Raw genomic sequence first — 16862 nt, 5'->3', positions numbered from 1 at the left:
TTGCATCGATTAGATGCTGGGTTTTTCAACTGGTTGAATACCCTGCCAGTAGAGTTATTATAGCATTAGAAAGAGCCTTATATCCCCATACCTGAAGGTAGGGGCGTGTGCGGCAATTTTTGGTAAGATAGAAAAAAAGATTTCAAACAGTTGAGGAGAATCTTTCTGTACGGCAGACCCCAAATTAGCCGATAATAGAAGCCTGTTACCTGTATTCAGGTGAACGGATGGGTGTTGAGAGCCGCAATGTCTCAAGGTTTCAACCCCAAACTTTGACCACTGACCTGTGATTTTTTATGTGAGTATGCGAAAACAGCGTTCACTCCTGATCTTAATCCTGATTCTTGTTATCTCCTCAATTATTGTATTGGTGAATATTCCGATGCGCTTGGGGTTAGATCTGCGGGGCGGCTCGCAATTAACGATTCAGTTGAAAACCTCAGAAGAAGTCCCCACCATTGATGAACGGGTAATTAATGCCGTTCAAAGCGTGATTGAGAACCGGGTTAATGGTTTAGGAGTCTCAGAGTCAGTGGTACAAACCATCGGACAAGATCAAATTCTGGTTCAACTCCCTGGCGTTAGTGACCCCGAACAAGCTGAACGAGTATTGGGCGGAACTGCACAGCTTGATTTTCGAGAGCAAAAACCGGGAACCGAGACGCAACTCCTCGTCGAAACTCAAGTTAGAGGAGATTTGCAAATTCAACTCGAACAACAGAAGCAACAGGGCGATAGAGCCGCAGTTGAGAAAACCCTCGCTTCTCTAGAAAGTAATCAAGACGCGATCGTTGCACTTTACCAAGATCCGATTCTGCGCGGCCAAGATCTGCGGGATGCCTTACCGGAACCGACGGGAAATGATAACTGGAATATTGCGCTGCGTTTCTCAACCGAAGGCGGAGACAAGTTTGCCCAACTGACTAAAAATTTAGCGGGAACCGGACGAACCATTGGGATTTTCCTCGATAATGAACTGATCAGTTATCCCACCGTTCCGGTTGACTTCGCTGAAACGGGAATTACAGGCGGAAGTGCGGTGATTACCGGACGATTTACTGCCGAAGAAGCCAATGATTTAGCGGTACAACTGCGAGGCGGGGCGTTACCTGTTCCGGTAGAAATTGTTGAAAACCGCACCGTTGGCGCAACCTTAGGACGAGATAGTATTCAACGCAGTATCTATGCAGGACTCGCTGGGTTAATTCTGGTGTTGATTTTTATGGTGGTTTATTATCGCCTCCCCGGATTAATTGCTGATTTTGCTCTGATTGTTTATGCTCTACTCACTTTAGCTCTGTTTAACTTGCTCGGTGTGACGCTCACCTTACCGGGAATTGCTGGATTTATTCTCAGTATTGGGATGGCGGTGGATGCGAACGTGTTGATTTTTGAGCGGACTCGCGAAGAATTAAAAGCGGGTAAAACGTTGTATCGTTCGGTGGAGTCAGGATTTTATCGCGCTTTTAGTAGTATTTTAGATGGCAACCTGACAACGGGAATTGCTTGTATTGCCCTGTTTTGGTTAGGAACAGGTTTGGTTAAAGGATTTGCTTTGACTTTGGGACTGGGGATTGCCGTCAGTATGTTTACAGCCGTAACCTGTAGTCGTACCCTCATGTTTACCGTGATTGGATTTCCCGAGTTACGCAAACCGGAACTGTTTTGTCCTAACTTAAAAAAAGCGATTTCCTAAACGTCAGACAACATCCGGGTTTTTTCCGGCTCGATTGACGCAGGACGAATCACAAACCACAAACTATGAAACTTAGTGTAATTAAACAGCGATCGCTGTGGTGGACAATTTCAGGAGTCGTTATCCTGGCGGGCTTAATCGCGATGGCGATTTCATGGACTCGCCCGGATATTGGTGCGCCCCTACGTCCAGGCTTAGACTTCGTGGGGGGAACCAGGCTGCAACTCGAACTCGATTGTTCAGTACCGGATAATTGTCAAGGGCCGATTCAACTCGATGAAGTTCGCTCAGTCCTCACCAGTCAAGGATTAGGGAATAGTTCGATTCAACTGCTTGATAAAGATCCTCAAAAAAAAGATAGACAAATTGTTTCGATTCGGACTAAGAGTCTGAATGTTGAGGAACGTACAGAGCTGCAAAATAGCCTCAGCGAAGCGATTGGTGCTTTTGACCCTCAATCGACTCAAATAGACACTGTAGGCCCGACATTAGGCCGTCAGATTTTTATCTCGGGATTACAAGCTTTATTTGTTTCTTTTGCTGGAATTACTATCTATCTCACCTTCCGTTTTCAGTTTGATTATGCCGTTTTTGCTTTTATCGCGCTGTTTCACGACGTTATCGTAACAACGGGTGTCTTTTCGATTTTGGGCTTGGTGTTGGGTCTCGAAGTCGATAGTTTGTTTTTGGTGGCACTGTTAACGATTATCGGATTTTCCGTTAACGATACCGTTGTTATTTATGATCGGATTCGAGAAGTGATTACCAGAGATCCCACTTTACCGATTAACCAAGTTGTTGATGATGCGGTTAATCAAACTTTAGCGCGTTCGATCAATACAACTTTAACCACAATGTTGCCTTTGATCAGTATTTTCCTCTTTGGTGGGGAAACGCTTAAATATTTTGCTTTGGCTTTATTAGTGGGTTTTCTTGCGGGATCTTACTCGAGTATTTTTATTGCGAGTACCCTACTCGCGTGGTGGCGGAATCGTCAACCTTCTTCTGGTGTTGCTGTTTCCGCAAACGACCCTAAAGCTGTTGAAGATCAACAGTAACCTGATCAGAATTTTTGACATACTCCCCATTTCTAAAGAAAGGGGATTCTTAGCTATTGCTAATTCTTGGTTCATCAACACCACTTATTAAGTCGGATGTCTCCTGATTAACAGAGGTGGAATCTCCCCAAGCGTTTCCTCGAACGAGGCAGTTTCCGAATGCCCTTCGGTACTATTATACTCAGCCCCTAAAATGCTCATGCCCTTCTTGAAAATATTTAATGCCGCATTAGTATCCCGACAAATTTCTGTCTGACATTTAGGGCATTTGTGAGTCCGGGTGCTGAGTGTTTTCTTCACCCGAAAACCACAGTTAGAACAATCGGCAGAAGTGAAATGTGGGCTAACAGAAACAACTGCTTTATCCCAAATTTTTCCAAAATAGTCTAACCATTGGGTGAATTGATACCAACTCGCGTCTGAAATCGACTTAGCTAAATGATGGTTCTTGACCATGTTTTGTATCTTGAGGTCTTCATATACCACAACATCGTTAGATGTCACTACGCACCGAGCCAGTTTTACAGCCCAGTCTTTGCGTTGGCGTTGAACCTTCAAATGTGCTTTCCCCAGTCTTTTTCGAGCTTTGTGGTAGTTGTTTGATTGGGGCTTTTTACCCTTGACAAACTTCCTAGATAGTCGTCGCTGTAGCTTTTTAATTCGCTTTTCAGATGACCTTAAATACTTGGGATAGATGGCTGCATTGTCGTTAGTGTCTTTGTAGAAATAGTTTAAACCCAAGTCTAAACCGACTACTTTTCCGGTATAGTTTCCCGGTTCAGACCGATTAGCATTAAAGCAGAATTGTGCATAATACCCATCGGCTCGTCTGACTACTCTCACTCGATTTATCTTCAATGTAAACAAATCCTTTCTAACATCTGAGTTGCAGAATAAAGAAAATTCACCTGCTTTAAACCCATCTGTGAAATTAATTGATTTACAGTCAGTTGACAGTTTCCAGCCAGTGGTTTTGTACTCAACTGAGCGACAATGTTTTTTGAACTGAGGATAACCCTTTTTTTTGGCTCCTTCACGACAGCGACGATAGAAGCTAGAGATTGAATTCCAAGCTCTTTCACCAGAAGCTTGACGTGCCATTGAATTAAGTTTATTAGCAAAAGGGAATTCTTTCGCCAACTCTTTACAGAGGCGAGAAATGCGAGATTTATCCACATCCCGTTCATCTCGCCATAGTCTAACTGCCTTGTTTCTGATGAATTGAGCAGTTCTTATGGCATCATCAAGTCTTGAGTATTGAGACTTGGAACCGTTTAATAACTTAGCTTCTCGTACAATCATGGTATAATTTTGCCACACAACTCCCCGGATAACAATATTAATTGTTCGCTATCCATCCCCATGTCTAAAGACTGGGGCTTTCCGCTCAACTTCGGTAAGTGTTGTTTGTCTTGCTCAATCTGGAACTGTGATGAAGCCTGAACCTCCGTCCGAAGATTCTATCTTCCAAGCTCAAGTTCAGAAACTGCACGAATTGATTGTCTGGGGTCGATGGTTAGTGGTTGGGTTTCTCTGGATGACAATTGCTCCCCTGAGTCTATGGGGATTGCGTTCAGAAATTCGGCTCTGGTTGGATCATTTTACCTGGGCTGCGGTGCGCTATGGATTGGCCGAGCATCGATTATCCGCAGTGGGTTTGGGTTTATGTCTGGGTATGATGGTGGGGGTTTTGGTTTGGCAGAGTCGCAATATTTTGTTTGGGATGCCCGCCGAGTACAAACAACGTTTAGAAGAACGGGTTTGGCAAATTCGCCAACAAGGGCCAAGTCATCCGCTTTGGAAATGGGTTGTTGAACAGTTGAAAAAGTAGCGGTTTCCGGTCTAAAATTCCAAGAAACTCAATTGCTTATCCTGCTTTTTCACACTGCCCCATTGAAGCCGTTTGACTCGCCTTTGGCAATTGTTCAGTCAACCTATTATTGATCAATTTTTCCTATGTCCATCAGGCATCGGCAACCCTATCCCAAAACAGCACTTTTATTGCTGAATTCCCAGGCGCGTCAAGTGAATCAGGACTCTTTATCCAGAGTGGTTGTTCAACTCCAAGCCTTGGGTTTAGAGATTCTTCAAGATTTTCCCCAATCTCCTCAAGATTTTACTTCCCTGATTCAACGTTACCAAGATCGGGTGAATTTGGTGATTATTGGAGGGGGAGATGGGACTTTGAATGCGGCGATTGATGGATTAGTGAAAACGGGTTTACCTTTAGGGATTTTACCCTTGGGAACGGCTAACGATCTGGCCCGCACTTTGAATATTCCTCTATCACTTCCAGAGGCTTGTCAGGTGATTGCCCAAGGACATAAACAATCTATCGATTTGGGTTGGGTAAATGGCAAGCATTTTTTTAATGTGGCGAGTCTAGGCTTGAGTGTGAATATTACCCGCAAACTCACCCGAGAAGCCAAGCGTCGTTGGGGAATTTTTGCTTACCTGATTACTGCGACTCAAGCGATTTTAAGGGCGAGGCCTTTTGTTGCGGAGATTCGGTTTGGAGATCAGTGTAAGCGGGTGAAAACGTTTCAGATTGCAGTGGGTAATGGTCGATACTATGGGGGCGGGATGAAAATTCTGCACGATGCTACGATTGATGATCAACGTCTGGATCTCTACAGCTTGGAAATTAAGCGGTGGTGGCAATTTTTTACGGTGATCGTAGCTATCCGCACCGGACTACATCGCCCGGAATTGGGAACTAGAACCCTCTCTGGCTCTGAGTTTGAAGTTTTAACGAGCAAACCCTATACTATTAATACGGATGGAGAGTTAACGGTTTCGACTCCGGCTCACTTCCGAGTCATTCCTAAAGCAATTGCTGTATTTGTACCTCAGCCTACAGAATCCGGCGTTAACCCGGGTGAAGAATTTGTGATGAAGTGAAAAACAATGTCAAGTTTTGCAACGCTAGATTAAGGGATTTGTAGCTCATGTGACATCTTGTGTGATCGAGTATCTGATATAGGTATATTCAGTTATTGTGGAAATATAAAGAAAACCTAAAATTCCTCATTTCTAACCGCAACGGCTTTGTGGCGTGGTGTTAGAAGCAGATAAGCTCTAAGGACGCGAATATATACTGTTCTGGACAAGGAGGTTTTATGAGTCCCACGATGCTCCGTCAACTTTGGTCTTTAGTCGAAACGACTCAGGCTTCACTGATTGTTTCCCTAGATGATGCAGATTTAGTACAGTGTTTACTGAAACGACTGCAAGCTGAATCTAATGTCAACTGTTTAGACAGAGATTTGGTGAATGATTATATTAACTCACGCCTATCACTGATTCGAGATTTAGCAGAATCACGTCTAGCAATAGATCATTCCTAACAAAAGGATGGAAAAATTAACTGAAGACCCCAGAGACTTAGACAAAGATCCCCAGTAAGTGAAAGCTCAAAGCTTTGAAAAGAGCCGTTCAAAAGGAATAATATAACGAGAGTTCTATGAACAGAACCAAATTAAGGTAATCTTAAGGAGGTTTGAAGAAACTGCATTATGTACTCGCCTTTTGAATAAATTATCAACCTTAACTATGCTTAAATGGAGTTCTCTACTCTTATCAACTCTACTATTGGTTCTTCCCCTAACGGCTTGTGTAGAAAGTCCAAGCAGTTCAACGAATGGAGAAAATCAAGGTAAATCATCAGGTACAGGAAAAACCGCAAGTCGCCTAGATACGGTGAAAAATCGGGGTAAGCTGGTCTGTGGTGTAGATGGCGGAATTCCTGGGTTTAGCTTTGTTGATCAAAATGGTCAATATTCCGGCTTGGATGTGGATATCTGTAAAGCCGTTGCGGCTGCCATCTTCAACGACCCGAACGCCGTAGAATATCGAAATCTGGACTCGACCGAACGATTTGAAGCTCTAAAATCCGGTGAAGTCGATATGCTCTCGCGTAATACTACCTGGACGATCACGCGCGATACATCAGTCGGGATGGAATTTGCACCAACAACTTTTTACGATGGTCAGGGGATGTTGGTTCGTAGAGAGAGCGGTATTACCAGTTTAGAAGATTTTGCAGGTCGAGCCGTTTGTGTGGAAGCAGGGACTACCACCGAACTGAACTTAACCGACAATATGCGTAAAAGAGGGGTTCAGTTTGAAACGAAAACATTCCAGCAAGCTGATCCGGCTTATGCGGCTTACGCAGAAGGGGCTTGCGATGGGATGACCTCTGATAAATCCCAGTTAGTGGCTCGTCGCAGTACACTTCCGAATCCCGATGAGCATATTCTGTTAGATGTCACGATGTCTAAAGAACCTCTCGGCCCTGTGACTATTAATAATGACTCAGCTTGGTTCGATGTTGTGAAATGGACGACTTACGCGCTGATTGAAGCTGAAGAATTGGGAATTAATCAAGCGAACGTTGACCAGCTTAAAACCAGTCAAGACCCGACGATTAAGCGTTTCTTAGGTCTGGAAGGAGACTTAGGTCAGGGACTCGGCTTAACTAATGAATTTGCTGCCAATATTATTAAACAAGTTGGCAACTACGGCGAAATTTACGAGCGGAATATCGGACAAGGTTCTCAGTTTAAACTCGAACGAGGTCAAAATGCCCTCTGGAATAATGGGGGTTTATTGTATTCACCGCCTTTCCGTTAATCGGTTTGATCATCCTTTAAAACAGATTTTCTCTCTGTAGAGAACAGCCTGTTTAGGCACGGCTGAATAACAGATTTTAACTTCAAAATCATTGTCGCCGTGCCTTACCCATTTCTCAAAGGCACGGTTTTAAAATTGAATATTTTCTGAAAAGAACTCTATTATATTGATGACCATGAACACAACACCAAAAACTCCGCTTTGGCGAGATGATCGCTTTTGGAAAATTGCTCTACAGGTTATCGTTTTGATAGCGGTATTATCTCTATTTACACTGTTGGGAACCAATCTCAGTCGCAACCTTCAGCAAACGGGAGGAACTGTATTTAATTTTAATTTTCTCAACAGTACCGCCGGATTTGGGATTGGTGAAAGTTTAATTCCTTATCAACCGACTGATAACTATAGTCAAGTTTTACTCGCTGGTTTAATCAACTCTCTGCGGGTGATGTTTTTCGGAATGATCCTCACCACTCTTCTGGGTGTTACAGCCGGAATTACCTATTTTTCCGATAACTGGTTACTGCGTCAGATGACCGTTTGTTATGTAGAAGTGGTGCGAAATACACCGTTACTGCTGCAATTAATGTTTTGGTACGGAATTTTTTTGAAACTCCCTTCTATAGAACAAACGGCTCGATTTTTTAATTTCATTTACTTAAATCAACGAGGCGTTTTTGTGCCTTGGCCGTCGGGAAATGCGGTGTGGTTTTGGTTAGCGGTTTTATTGATCAGTGCGATCGCTTCTATTTTGATTTGGCGATGGCGTACAAAAATAATGGTCGAACAAGGAAAATCAGGTCAACCTCAATTAACCTTACTTTGGATAATCGGAATTGCTGCAATTTTCATCATTATATTTGGACTGGGTTGGCAACGTCCAATGCCTTTAGAAAATGGTCGAACCATTGAAGGCGGACTGCGAATGACGATTGAATTTACAACGCTATTGGTGGGTTTAGTTGTCTATACTGGCGCTTATATTGCTGAAATTGTTCGCTCAGGAATACAATCTGTTGCTAAAGGACAGTGGGAAGCGGCGCGATCGCTGGGACTGAGACCCGGTTTAGTGATGCGGTTGGTGGTTTTTCCCCAAGCGTTGCGAGTGATTATTCCACCGCTAAACAGTCAATATCTCAATTTAGCCAAAAACTCCAGTTTGGCGATCGCAGTGGCTTATCCTGACATTTATAGCGTTGCAAATACAACGTTTAATCAAAGTGGACGAGTGGTGGAAGTCATGCTGATTATTATGGCAACTTATCTGACTATCGACCTCTTAATTTCTATCGCGATGAATGGATTAAATCGAGCCGTTCAATTGCGAGAAAGATAATAAATCCAAATTTATTTTACCCATTTTAACTCTCACTGATTACAAGCCATGACTGTCACAACACCCCCTTCTGCTTCTGTTCGACCCTCAGAGTCATTAACCCTCCGTGAATGGTTAAAAAATAATCTATTTAACACCTGGTACAACAGTCTTTTAACCTGGATCATTGTTATTGGTTTAGCGTTAAGTTTAGCGAATTTTCTATCTTGGGCAAGAACAAAAGCCCAGTGGGATGTAATTCCCGCTAATCTTTCTTTATTTTTGGTCGGTCGATTTCCCCCTGATCAATATGGGCGTTTATGGATTATACTGACTCTGATTTGTTTACTTTCAGGTTTAACTTGGGGAATTTTAGCCCGTAATATTCCCGTTTTGTTTAGTCAAAATATTATCCTTGCTATTAGTATTGTTTGTATGCTGGCGGTTTTGGTTCCTGTCAGCATTCCGTACCGAATTTTGCTGGTTGGAATGGTTTTGCTATTAGTTGCTACTGCTTGGGGAGGAAAAAAACTCGGTCAAACAAAACCAGATTTGATGAAATGGCTTCCTTTTACCTGGTTTGTCTTTTTAATCATTGCGGTTTGGTTTATTGGCGGAGGACTGGGGTTAAAGTCCGTTTCGAGTAACCTTTGGGGCGGACTGATGCTGACATTACTGATGTCAATTATCAGTATTTTGCTGTGTTTTCCGATTGGAGTGTTGTTGGCTTTGGGGCGTCAAAGTCGTCTCCCGATTATTCGGTTTCTCTCGATTGCTTATATTGAAGTGATTCGGGGCTTACCCCTGATTACGATTTTGTTTATGGGACAAGTGTTAGTCCCTTTATTTTTACCCGAAGGGATGCGTCCTGATCGGATTTTACGGGCGATTGTCGGTTTAACGATGTTTAGTTCAGCTTATCTGGCGGAAAATGTGCGAGGTGGACTACAAGCCATTCCTCGGGGTCAAATTGAAGCCGCGAAAGCTTTGGGTTTGAATACCCCTCTGGTGTTAGGGTTGGTTGTCTTACCGCAAGCTTTGAAAATCTCGATTCCTTCTATTGTGGGTCAGTTTATTAGTTTGTTTCAGGATACGACTCTATTGGCGATTGTCGGCTTGGTGGAGTTGTTGGGAATTAGCGGTTCGATTCTCGCGAATCCTAAGTTCCTGGGGCGATACTCAGAAGTTTACCTGTTTATTGGTATCTTGTACTGGTTGTTCTGTTATCTGATGTCTCAAGCCAGCCGCAAGCTTGAACAACAGCTTAATACAGAGCAAAAGTAATTCACAACGCGGGTGATGGGGAAGCGACACAACCCTCCATTTCTGATCATCCGAGAGTCTATTTTGAAATTTGCGGTTATTCACGGGAAATAAGTCCGGTAGCCTGGAAGCCTCGCGATTTTAATCCGAGGAGGAAAGGCGACTTGTGCGGTTTTAACCGCATAGCCAATACTTCCGTCGCGGTGATATATTGAGAGTATGGAACAAGTATTGACTATAGTTTGCAAAATTGAACCCGCCCCTGAACAAGTAAAAAAGCTTGAATTGACTTTGGGGGCATTTGCTAGTGCTTGCAACTATATCAATAGCACCGTCAATCCTAAAATTAAGAACAAGAATCGGATTCAAGCTGAGGTTTATAAAACGGTCAGGGAGCGATTTCAACTATCAGCCAACCTCGCTGTTAGAGCTTGTGCGCGAGTCGCTTCTAATCGTAAAACAGCAGACTTAAAAAAACGCCCAGTCAAAGTTTTCAAGCCAACTTCAGCAGACTATGACGCGAGGATTTTTTCTTACAGAGAAAAAGATCAAACCGTTAGTCTGTCTACGGTAGAAGGACGAGAGCGAGTTCAATTGATTTTAGGAAATTACCAGATAGGGAAGCTGAAAGGAAAAACGCCAACATCAGCCAACTTGTCCAAGCATAGAGACGGTCAACTATACATCCATATTCAGATAAAAAACACAACTCCAACTCCTAAAAGTACAGACAATGTTATCGGTGTAGATTTAGGTCGTCGTGATCTTGCTGTTACATCAGAAGGAATTAATTGGAGCGGCGAAAACATTACAAAGGTTAGGGATAGGTTTTCTAGGATTAGGGCTTCTGTTCAAAAGAAAGGCACAAAAGGAGCAAAACGACTCCTGAAACGGCTATCCGGTAGAGAGAAGCGATTATCTTACCTGGGTAAACCACAACATCAGTAAACAAATCATTTCTCGCGCTATAGAGACTGAAGCTAGTGTGGCTGTAGAAGATCTGACGGGAATTAGAGACAGAACCAATACTCAGCCCAGAAACAAGATTGAACGCAGACGTTCTAACAGTTGGGCATTTTATCAACTTCGACAATTCCTAGAGTACAAAGGAATTAAAGAAGGGATTGAAGTTGTAGCTGTTTCTCCTCGATACACCAGCCAGGTCTGCCACAGGTGCTTGCACATTCATCCAGAACAAGGAAAGTCCTACCGTAATGGTAAGACTTTTGAGTGCGGTAATTGCGGATGGAAGGGAGATGCTGATCTCAATGGTGCGAAGATGATTTCAATTTTGGGGGAGTCTGTAAGCCTTCCCGTAACGCGCAACCCTCTGTCTTGTTCTCTACTCGACAGTATACACCGGTTAGTGCGAATGCCCCGTGTCTTTAGACCGGGGTAAGCTTACAATCAGGGATTTTACTGAGGCTGGGTTATATCTGTTGTTACCGGGTTTGCAGATTTCTTTCGCCTGTATGTATCCGAAACGTTGACTCATCTAAGTATTTTCACTGAAGGAAAAATTAGGATTTTAAGGTTTGTCCGTAATTTCACTCGATCTAGAAATTGGGAGCGTTCAAATTTGATTGAACTTTAGGTGTTTTTATACTCAAAAATACGGATAAAAGTAATACTTTAATGATTAGCATTCTTTCATAAATCTTTTGTAAAAGATCGTTTTAAGCCTAGACAAATAAAAAATAAGAAACTACGATAAGAGTTAACAGAAACAAAAAAAGCAAAACGCCTGAATAGCTTGATAGCTTCAGGATTCATCCAGTAAACAACATCTTAAAAGGAAGCAATCACCATGAAAACCAAACTTTTTGCTAGCTTTGCCACCGCTCTGGCTTTAACTGGAGTCTTTGCATCTTCTGCTCAAGCTGTTGGCTTTGGCTTCAAAACAAACTACACCGCAGACTTAACAGGTGGTGATAAGTGGAAAGGAAATATCTGGCTAAAGTCTGTCGAGTTTGGCGGACAAACTATCTCTGAGTTCTCAGTGATTCAAGGAGCCACAATCGTCACCAATGACCTGTGGACCAGCGGTAATAGCGGTGCTGCGAGTGCGGATATGGGAGACAAAGCTACTGTAGGCCTCAGCCAAGAACGACTCACAGAAGCAGGAGCCGTTCAAGCACTGGGAAATCTGAACCTCAACAGTATTATTGATACTGAAGATAGCGGTAACTTTGCGATTGACGTGATGTTTGACAAAGCGGTTGACAATATCTTGGTTTTTGAACGGGGTAAGAACAGTAAACTCGATATCCAAGCGATCGACTTCAATGGTAATCTGATCGGTAATTTGGTCAATTTACCGAGGTCTAATAACTGGTTTGATGCCGGATACAGCATTGATACAAAAGAAATTGGTAGCGCTCAAGCCGTTGCTTCTATCGGTTTAAGTTTGTTAGATTTTGGCTTAGATTCCAAAGAGTCTATTTTCGGATATCGGATGATCAGCCAAGGGGGACTCTACAATGGCCCAGACTGGAAAATCTTAGGAACTACTGACCCCACTCCCGCTTCTGTTCCTGAACCCACTGCTGTTATCGGTTTAGGTTTGGTTGCAGGTTCATTCGTTGCTTCTCGTCGTCGTCAAAAAACCAAATAATCATCAACTGTGGTTAGGTTTCCTGATGGGATTACGAATTTATAAAAACCCTCGTTCTGCCTTTAAAAAAAGAACAACCACGCTCGACATAGAGACACAAAGAGTAAATCTTTGTGTTTTTATCGTTAGTTTGCTCTCAATTATTTTCAACTTGAAGTCGGGACTGATGAACTTTAAATTGATGATTCATCCGCTCCCTGAAAAAACCAAGCACATTAGCAAATTGAGAGATAGAAAATAAGGCAGAGAGTAGAAGTTTAGGGTGATGAGAATCGGGTTGAGAAAAGGGATAACTCAGCAGTTTAAAATAAAATGATAATGGCTCAACCTGAATTTTTCCGATTCCTCTTTTGGCGCGTAATTGATGAAAGTGAAAAGCTCCCCGACCATAGTTAAAATGTTGTCGCCAAAAGCTGCGTAATGTTAATTTGTGAGCATGATAAATTTGAGCATCGGGGACGGCAATCATTGGGTAGTTGTGATATAACCAGCGATCGCAAAATTCTCGATCTTCTCCGGCTGCTAGGGGAAAAGTCGTGTCAAACCGACCGATTTGATGAAAATTTTCTGTAGAGAGAGCGAAGTTATTAGAAGCAAAAAAGCTGGCTTGTTTAGGGTTTGTATTATAATATTCGTATAAATAATCAATCAAGAGTTGACTGGCTGTTGAATAGAGATTTTCGGGTAAAGCATTGAGGGTTTTACCTCCCAATAGGGCATCAGGTGTCATGGTAAACTGAGTCTCTAAATGGGTTAACCAGTTGGGTGTCGGTTGACAGTCATCATCTGTAAAAACAATAAATTTACCCTTCGCTTTAGCCGCCCCAGTATTGCGTGCAGAAGCTGGGCCTGCATTTTGTTGAGTGATGAAAGTAATCTCAATTTGTTGGCGAAAAGGTGTCACGATAGGTTCAAGAGACATGAAACTTCCATCATCAACGACAATTACTTCAAAGCGATCGCGAGGATAGTCAAGTTGAGTAAGGGACTGAAGACAATTTGTGAGTCGTTCAGGACGGTTGTAAGTGGGGATAACGATTGAAAATAAAGGCTGATTCATAGTTTTTACCTGATGATTTTGAGATGAGGTTTAAGCTAGGGGTATCTTTGGCTTGAGTTAACTTTGACGATTTTATCTAGCAGTATAAACGTAAAATGATCTTTCAAAATTTTCGATGGTTGGCTTCACAAAACGTTTTAGCTCAGTAATTTTAATGTCAGGAGGAAAAGTAGAATCTGACTGGAGTGGATAAGTGAGAACCAGTAAAGTATCATTGGAGTTTTCACGAATGAGTCCGGTAATTGTTTGTATGTCTTTCATCGGGGTTTTAACAGTCCAAAAGCTGCCAAATTCACCCAAATCTGGATAATAAATCTGCTTGTCGAGATAGCCAGATAAAACTGATGCTTGTCTGTATCTTTGACCCACAATTGTTAACTGTTCCAAATTATTCTCTTTGATAAATTGAGCTGTTTCTTTTCCCATAGAAAAAGGATAAAATAGATCCACGCTGTAGGCGTGCAAGCCTGCAATTAAATGAAGCAAAAGAATCACCGTTAAAAATTGATTTCTGAATTGACTTGCAGGTTTCTGTTCTGAAATAAAATTTTGCTTCTGTAAAAACTCTTTTTCAATCAGCCATAGGCAAGCGATTAACAAGATAAAAAGATGACCTCTATGCCGCATAACTCCTTGAAAAATTAGGTAGTTAAAAGCAATAATACTGCCCGTTCCCAAAAGATAGATTGTTAGGATAAATCGCTTGTGAGAGAAGATTTTTATAACAATTAGCAACAGAAAGATTGCAGCTAAACCCGCAATAACTACACCCAAGGAAACACCACCCACTGAGGGAAAAAGATTATTATGAGTCAGGATATTAGTGTTCCAAAAATTATTATTGAGGTGAAATGGAATGGGAACATAACTTCGCCAGATATCTATGAATGCAATACCTAAACGTTTAATTTCTTGCAACAAACCCGGGTTAGACTGAACTTGTTCAGCAGAAGATTGTATAGGGCGAATGACTTTTTCTTGTGAAATTAAAGGACGGATGATTTGAAATAAGGAAATAGCCCAACCTGAAATTAAAATCAGTAAGCTAATGACTATTTTGTTTGGGTTAAGTGTATTCGCTTTGAATTGCGAATAAATATGATCAACTAAAGTTAATGAGAGTGCAAAACTGAGAATAAAAGTAAAAACGTTGACATTAGCCATCAATGCTAAGAGAGTTGCCAGTAATATTGGTCTAACTTTTACTCTTGAATAAATGATACAAAAAAGGAAAATAAATAAGACTCCTAAATTGTAATTTCTACTGATGATTGTATATTCATAAAAAAAGTAATATCCAAAACTCAGTAAAAATTTCTGTACAGGAGAAAAGGGAGAAAATTTTACAATGAGAGTGACAAGAATAACTGATATAAATAAATGAAAAACCTGCATAATCAAAGGGTTATGAGTGATTCGGCTTAACCCATAAAGGCAAAGATGCCATAAACCCGGATGTCCTTCATATTGTATATTGTGAAAAAGTTCTATCAAGGATGCACTATCTCGAGCCAGTAACCAAGCCTGAAACTCATCTCGCCAAATTTCGTGATGAAGAATACCCACAAAGCCGAAAATAATAAACGCCAGTATGATACTGTTTTCAACTAAAGCATATTTTTTGACTAAATCTAAGTGATTAATTTTAGACAAGTTGAAGTGTGACATGGATTTTAAAGCTTAAAATTTTTAGGATTTACTTTTGAACTTCGTTAAAGTTTTTTGTGGATTAGAGTGGCTTAATTACTCATTTTTATTTTTGATGGAGATCTAATCATTTTCAAAAGTTCTAATAGGTCTTTAAATAACTTAGGATCTACCAGGCGGATTGTCAATCCATAAATTATTGTGCCTATGGCTGTACCGACTAATATTAATACTTTTTCATTAATTAAATCAACCATAAAGTGTTTAGCAATTAAAATCCCGGAAACCATGACTACTGAACCAATGAGCGGACTCCTAAATTGCTGTAAATAGGTAAGCAAGGGAACATGAATTAACTTACTAATTGCCCATTGACTAACTGGAAAAGCTATATAACTACTGATAACATAAGCCAAAGCAACCCCAACAATTCCCCATTGTACGGCAACCAGACAAGCAATTAGATTTAGCACAGCATTTAGTAAACTTAGCCAAAGTTTCCAAGAGGGTTTCCCAATTGCTATGAATACGGAACCATTAAAGAAAGAAATTGCATTCAAAATGCCAGCAAAAGCTAGAACTTGCATCACCGGAACTGAAGGTAGCCATCGTTCTCCAAATAATGATATGACCAGTTCTTTAGTCAAAGTAATCATGCCAAAAAAGGTTGGAAAAGCAATTAAACTGGTAAATAAAGTAACTTGATAAAAAGCTTGTCGAAAGCGCTCTGGCTCTGTTTGTAATCGAGAGAAAGTTGGTAAGGCTACCTGTTTTGTTGTACTGACTAAGAGTTGAGTCATCACTTCTAAAACACGGTAAGCAATCATATAATATCCTAGAGCAACTTCTCCTAAAAAGTAACCGATGAGCAAATTATCTGTTCGCTTATTACAGAAGTTCAGAAATTTTAAGGCGAGGATACTAGAGCCAAAGTTTAACAAATTTCGCAAATGTTGAAAAGAAAATCTGAATTTGGGTCGCCAATCAATTGCACCCCAAATGATAAAGACTTCTACAGCTTCATAAATAAATTGTTGACTGACTAGACTCCAAACCCCAAACCCAGATAAAGCCATGACAATTCCCACAGTTCCGCCAATTATAATCCCGATAATCGTCCGAACTGCCATGATTTTAAAGGCAAACTCCCGGCTCAAAATGGCTTTATGAACATGACTTAGAGAATTAATAAAGAACAAAAATGAAAAGCATTGTAAAATGGGTATTAGCTTGGGTTGCTCGAAGATATTAGAAACAAATCCAGCCAGGAAAAAACTGATAATAGTCAGCAACAACCCACTCAATACATGAGTCCAAAAAGCTGTATCTAGTTCTTCTGGATCAATTTCCTGGCGTTGAATTAAGGCTTGGGAAAATCCTTGCTCTAGAAAGATCTGCATAAAAGCTAAAAAAACATTAGCTAGACCAATTAAACCGAAGGCTTGAGGAGTAAGTAAGCGAGCCAGAATTAAGAACACAATCAGTGAACCAGCCTGACTTCCCCAGTTTTGAATTACAGACCAAATGACACCTTGAATTGCCTTCTGTTTAATGCTCATATCTTAGTTTTAGGGCTG

The 16862-nt window shown here is 41.3% G+C and carries 15 protein-coding genes; 11 read left to right on the top strand and 4 right to left on the bottom strand.

Annotated features, from left to right (window positions below; all coding sequences use genetic code 11):
• The first annotated feature begins 304 nt into the window (after window positions 1–304).
• Both secD and secF read left to right on the top strand, forming a co-directional pair.
• Entirely contained in the window at window positions 305–1696 is a 1392-nt protein-coding gene (gene secD / locus VB836_RS19830; RefSeq protein ID WP_046279830.1) for a protein translocase subunit SecD, read from the top strand.
• Between the two features lie 65 nt (window positions 1697–1761).
• Window positions 1762–2754 carry a protein translocase subunit SecF gene (secF, locus tag VB836_RS19825; RefSeq protein WP_046279831.1) on the top strand — a complete coding sequence of 331 codons (993 nt, stop codon included), beginning with the start codon at window positions 1762–1764 and terminating at the stop codon, window positions 2752–2754.
• A gap of 87 nt (window positions 2755–2841) precedes the next feature.
• Here the strand turns inward: secF and VB836_RS19820 are convergent, their stop codons facing one another.
• A complete protein-coding gene (locus VB836_RS19820) occupies window positions 2842–4056 on the bottom strand; it encodes an RNA-guided endonuclease InsQ/TnpB family protein (protein WP_323221840.1) in 1215 nt (404 codons plus the stop codon).
• 130 nt (window positions 4057–4186) lie between these two features.
• On the opposite strand from VB836_RS19820, the gene VB836_RS19815 reads away from it, so the two are divergent.
• The 9 genes from VB836_RS19815 (at window position 4187) to VB836_RS19775 (ending at window position 12578) form a co-directional block, all read left to right on the top strand.
• Window positions 4187–4585, top strand: a complete 399-nt coding sequence (locus tag VB836_RS19815; RefSeq protein WP_046280211.1) for a hypothetical protein — start codon at window positions 4187–4189, stop codon at window positions 4583–4585.
• Window positions 4586–4710: 125 nt separating this feature from the next.
• Window positions 4711–5655, top strand: coding sequence for a lipid kinase (locus VB836_RS19810; protein ID WP_046280210.1), 945 nt, complete (start codon window positions 4711–4713; stop codon window positions 5653–5655).
• Between the two features lie 218 nt (window positions 5656–5873).
• Window positions 5874–6101: a hypothetical protein gene (locus VB836_RS19805; RefSeq protein WP_323221837.1), complete on the top strand. Its 228-nt coding sequence runs from the start codon at window positions 5874–5876 to the stop codon at window positions 6099–6101.
• 205 nt (window positions 6102–6306) lie between these two features.
• Complete coding sequence (locus tag VB836_RS19800) at window positions 6307–7386, top strand: amino acid ABC transporter substrate-binding protein (RefSeq protein ID WP_323221835.1); 1080 nt, start codon at window positions 6307–6309, stop codon at window positions 7384–7386.
• A 169-nt stretch (window positions 7387–7555) separates the two neighbouring features.
• Window positions 7556–8722 carry an amino acid ABC transporter permease gene (locus VB836_RS19795; RefSeq protein ID WP_323221833.1) on the top strand — a complete coding sequence of 389 codons (1167 nt, stop codon included), beginning with the start codon at window positions 7556–7558 and terminating at the stop codon, window positions 8720–8722.
• A 48-nt stretch (window positions 8723–8770) separates the two neighbouring features.
• Window positions 8771–9985, top strand: coding sequence for an amino acid ABC transporter permease (locus tag VB836_RS19790; RefSeq protein WP_323221831.1), 1215 nt, complete (start codon window positions 8771–8773; stop codon window positions 9983–9985).
• A gap of 210 nt (window positions 9986–10195) precedes the next feature.
• Window positions 10196–10912, top strand: coding sequence for a transposase (locus VB836_RS19785; RefSeq protein WP_323221829.1), 717 nt, complete (start codon window positions 10196–10198; stop codon window positions 10910–10912).
• Complete coding sequence (locus tag VB836_RS19780; RefSeq protein ID WP_323221844.1) at window positions 10905–11363, top strand: transposase; 459 nt, start codon at window positions 10905–10907, stop codon at window positions 11361–11363. The genes VB836_RS19785 and VB836_RS19780 overlap by 8 nt, the downstream gene beginning before the upstream one ends.
• Window positions 11364–11771: 408 nt before the next feature.
• Entirely contained in the window at window positions 11772–12578 is an 807-nt protein-coding gene (locus VB836_RS19775; RefSeq protein WP_323221827.1) for an exosortase-dependent surface protein XDP2, read from the top strand.
• 136 nt (window positions 12579–12714) lie between these two features.
• Here VB836_RS19775 and VB836_RS19770 read toward each other — a convergent pair whose 3' ends face one another.
• From VB836_RS19770 to VB836_RS19760, 3 genes are all read right to left on the bottom strand, one after another.
• A complete protein-coding gene (locus VB836_RS19770; protein WP_323221824.1) occupies window positions 12715–13638 on the bottom strand; it encodes a glycosyltransferase family 2 protein in 924 nt (307 codons plus the stop codon).
• Between the two features lie 72 nt (window positions 13639–13710).
• The gene (locus VB836_RS19765) at window positions 13711–15291 is read right to left on the bottom strand and encodes a hypothetical protein (RefSeq protein WP_323221822.1); all 1581 of its coding nucleotides are present in this window, start codon (window positions 15289–15291) and stop codon (window positions 13711–13713) included.
• Window positions 15292–15377: 86 nt separating this feature from the next.
• Window positions 15378–16844: a lipopolysaccharide biosynthesis protein gene (locus tag VB836_RS19760; RefSeq protein WP_046280203.1), complete on the bottom strand. Its 1467-nt coding sequence runs from the start codon at window positions 16842–16844 to the stop codon at window positions 15378–15380.
• Window positions 16845–16862 lie beyond the last annotated feature (18 nt).

The sequence above is a fragment of the Limnoraphis robusta BA-68 BA1 genome (assembly GCF_034932365.1).
GTDB lineage: Bacteria > Cyanobacteriota > Cyanobacteriia > Cyanobacteriales > Microcoleaceae > Capilliphycus > Capilliphycus robustus.
This window is presented reverse-complemented; position numbering and strand designations above follow the sequence as displayed.

Bases quoted from the DNA above. Each gene is read 5' to 3' on its own strand.
- secF (WP_046279831.1), top strand. From the start codon at position 1,762: ATGAAACTTAGTGTAATTAAACAGCGATCGCTGTGGTGGACAATTTCA.
- VB836_RS19770 (WP_323221824.1), bottom strand. From the start codon at position 13,638: ATGAATCAGCCTTTATTTTCAATCGTTATCCCCACTTACAACCGTCCT.
- secD (WP_046279830.1), top strand. From the start codon at position 305: ATGCGAAAACAGCGTTCACTCCTGATCTTAATCCTGATTCTTGTTATC.
- VB836_RS19760 (WP_046280203.1), bottom strand. From the start codon at position 16,844: ATGAGCATTAAACAGAAGGCAATTCAAGGTGTCATTTGGTCTGTAATT.
- VB836_RS19820 (WP_323221840.1), bottom strand. From the start codon at position 4,056: ATGATTGTACGAGAAGCTAAGTTATTAAACGGTTCCAAGTCTCAATAC.
- VB836_RS19810 (WP_046280210.1), top strand. From the start codon at position 4,711: ATGTCCATCAGGCATCGGCAACCCTATCCCAAAACAGCACTTTTATTG.
- VB836_RS19775 (WP_323221827.1), top strand. From the start codon at position 11,772: ATGAAAACCAAACTTTTTGCTAGCTTTGCCACCGCTCTGGCTTTAACT.
- VB836_RS19800 (WP_323221835.1), top strand. From the start codon at position 6,307: ATGCTTAAATGGAGTTCTCTACTCTTATCAACTCTACTATTGGTTCTT.
- VB836_RS19805 (WP_323221837.1), top strand. From the start codon at position 5,874: ATGAGTCCCACGATGCTCCGTCAACTTTGGTCTTTAGTCGAAACGACT.
- VB836_RS19790 (WP_323221831.1), top strand. From the start codon at position 8,771: ATGACTGTCACAACACCCCCTTCTGCTTCTGTTCGACCCTCAGAGTCA.
- VB836_RS19795 (WP_323221833.1), top strand. From the start codon at position 7,556: ATGACCATGAACACAACACCAAAAACTCCGCTTTGGCGAGATGATCGC.
- VB836_RS19815 (WP_046280211.1), top strand. From the start codon at position 4,187: ATGAAGCCTGAACCTCCGTCCGAAGATTCTATCTTCCAAGCTCAAGTT.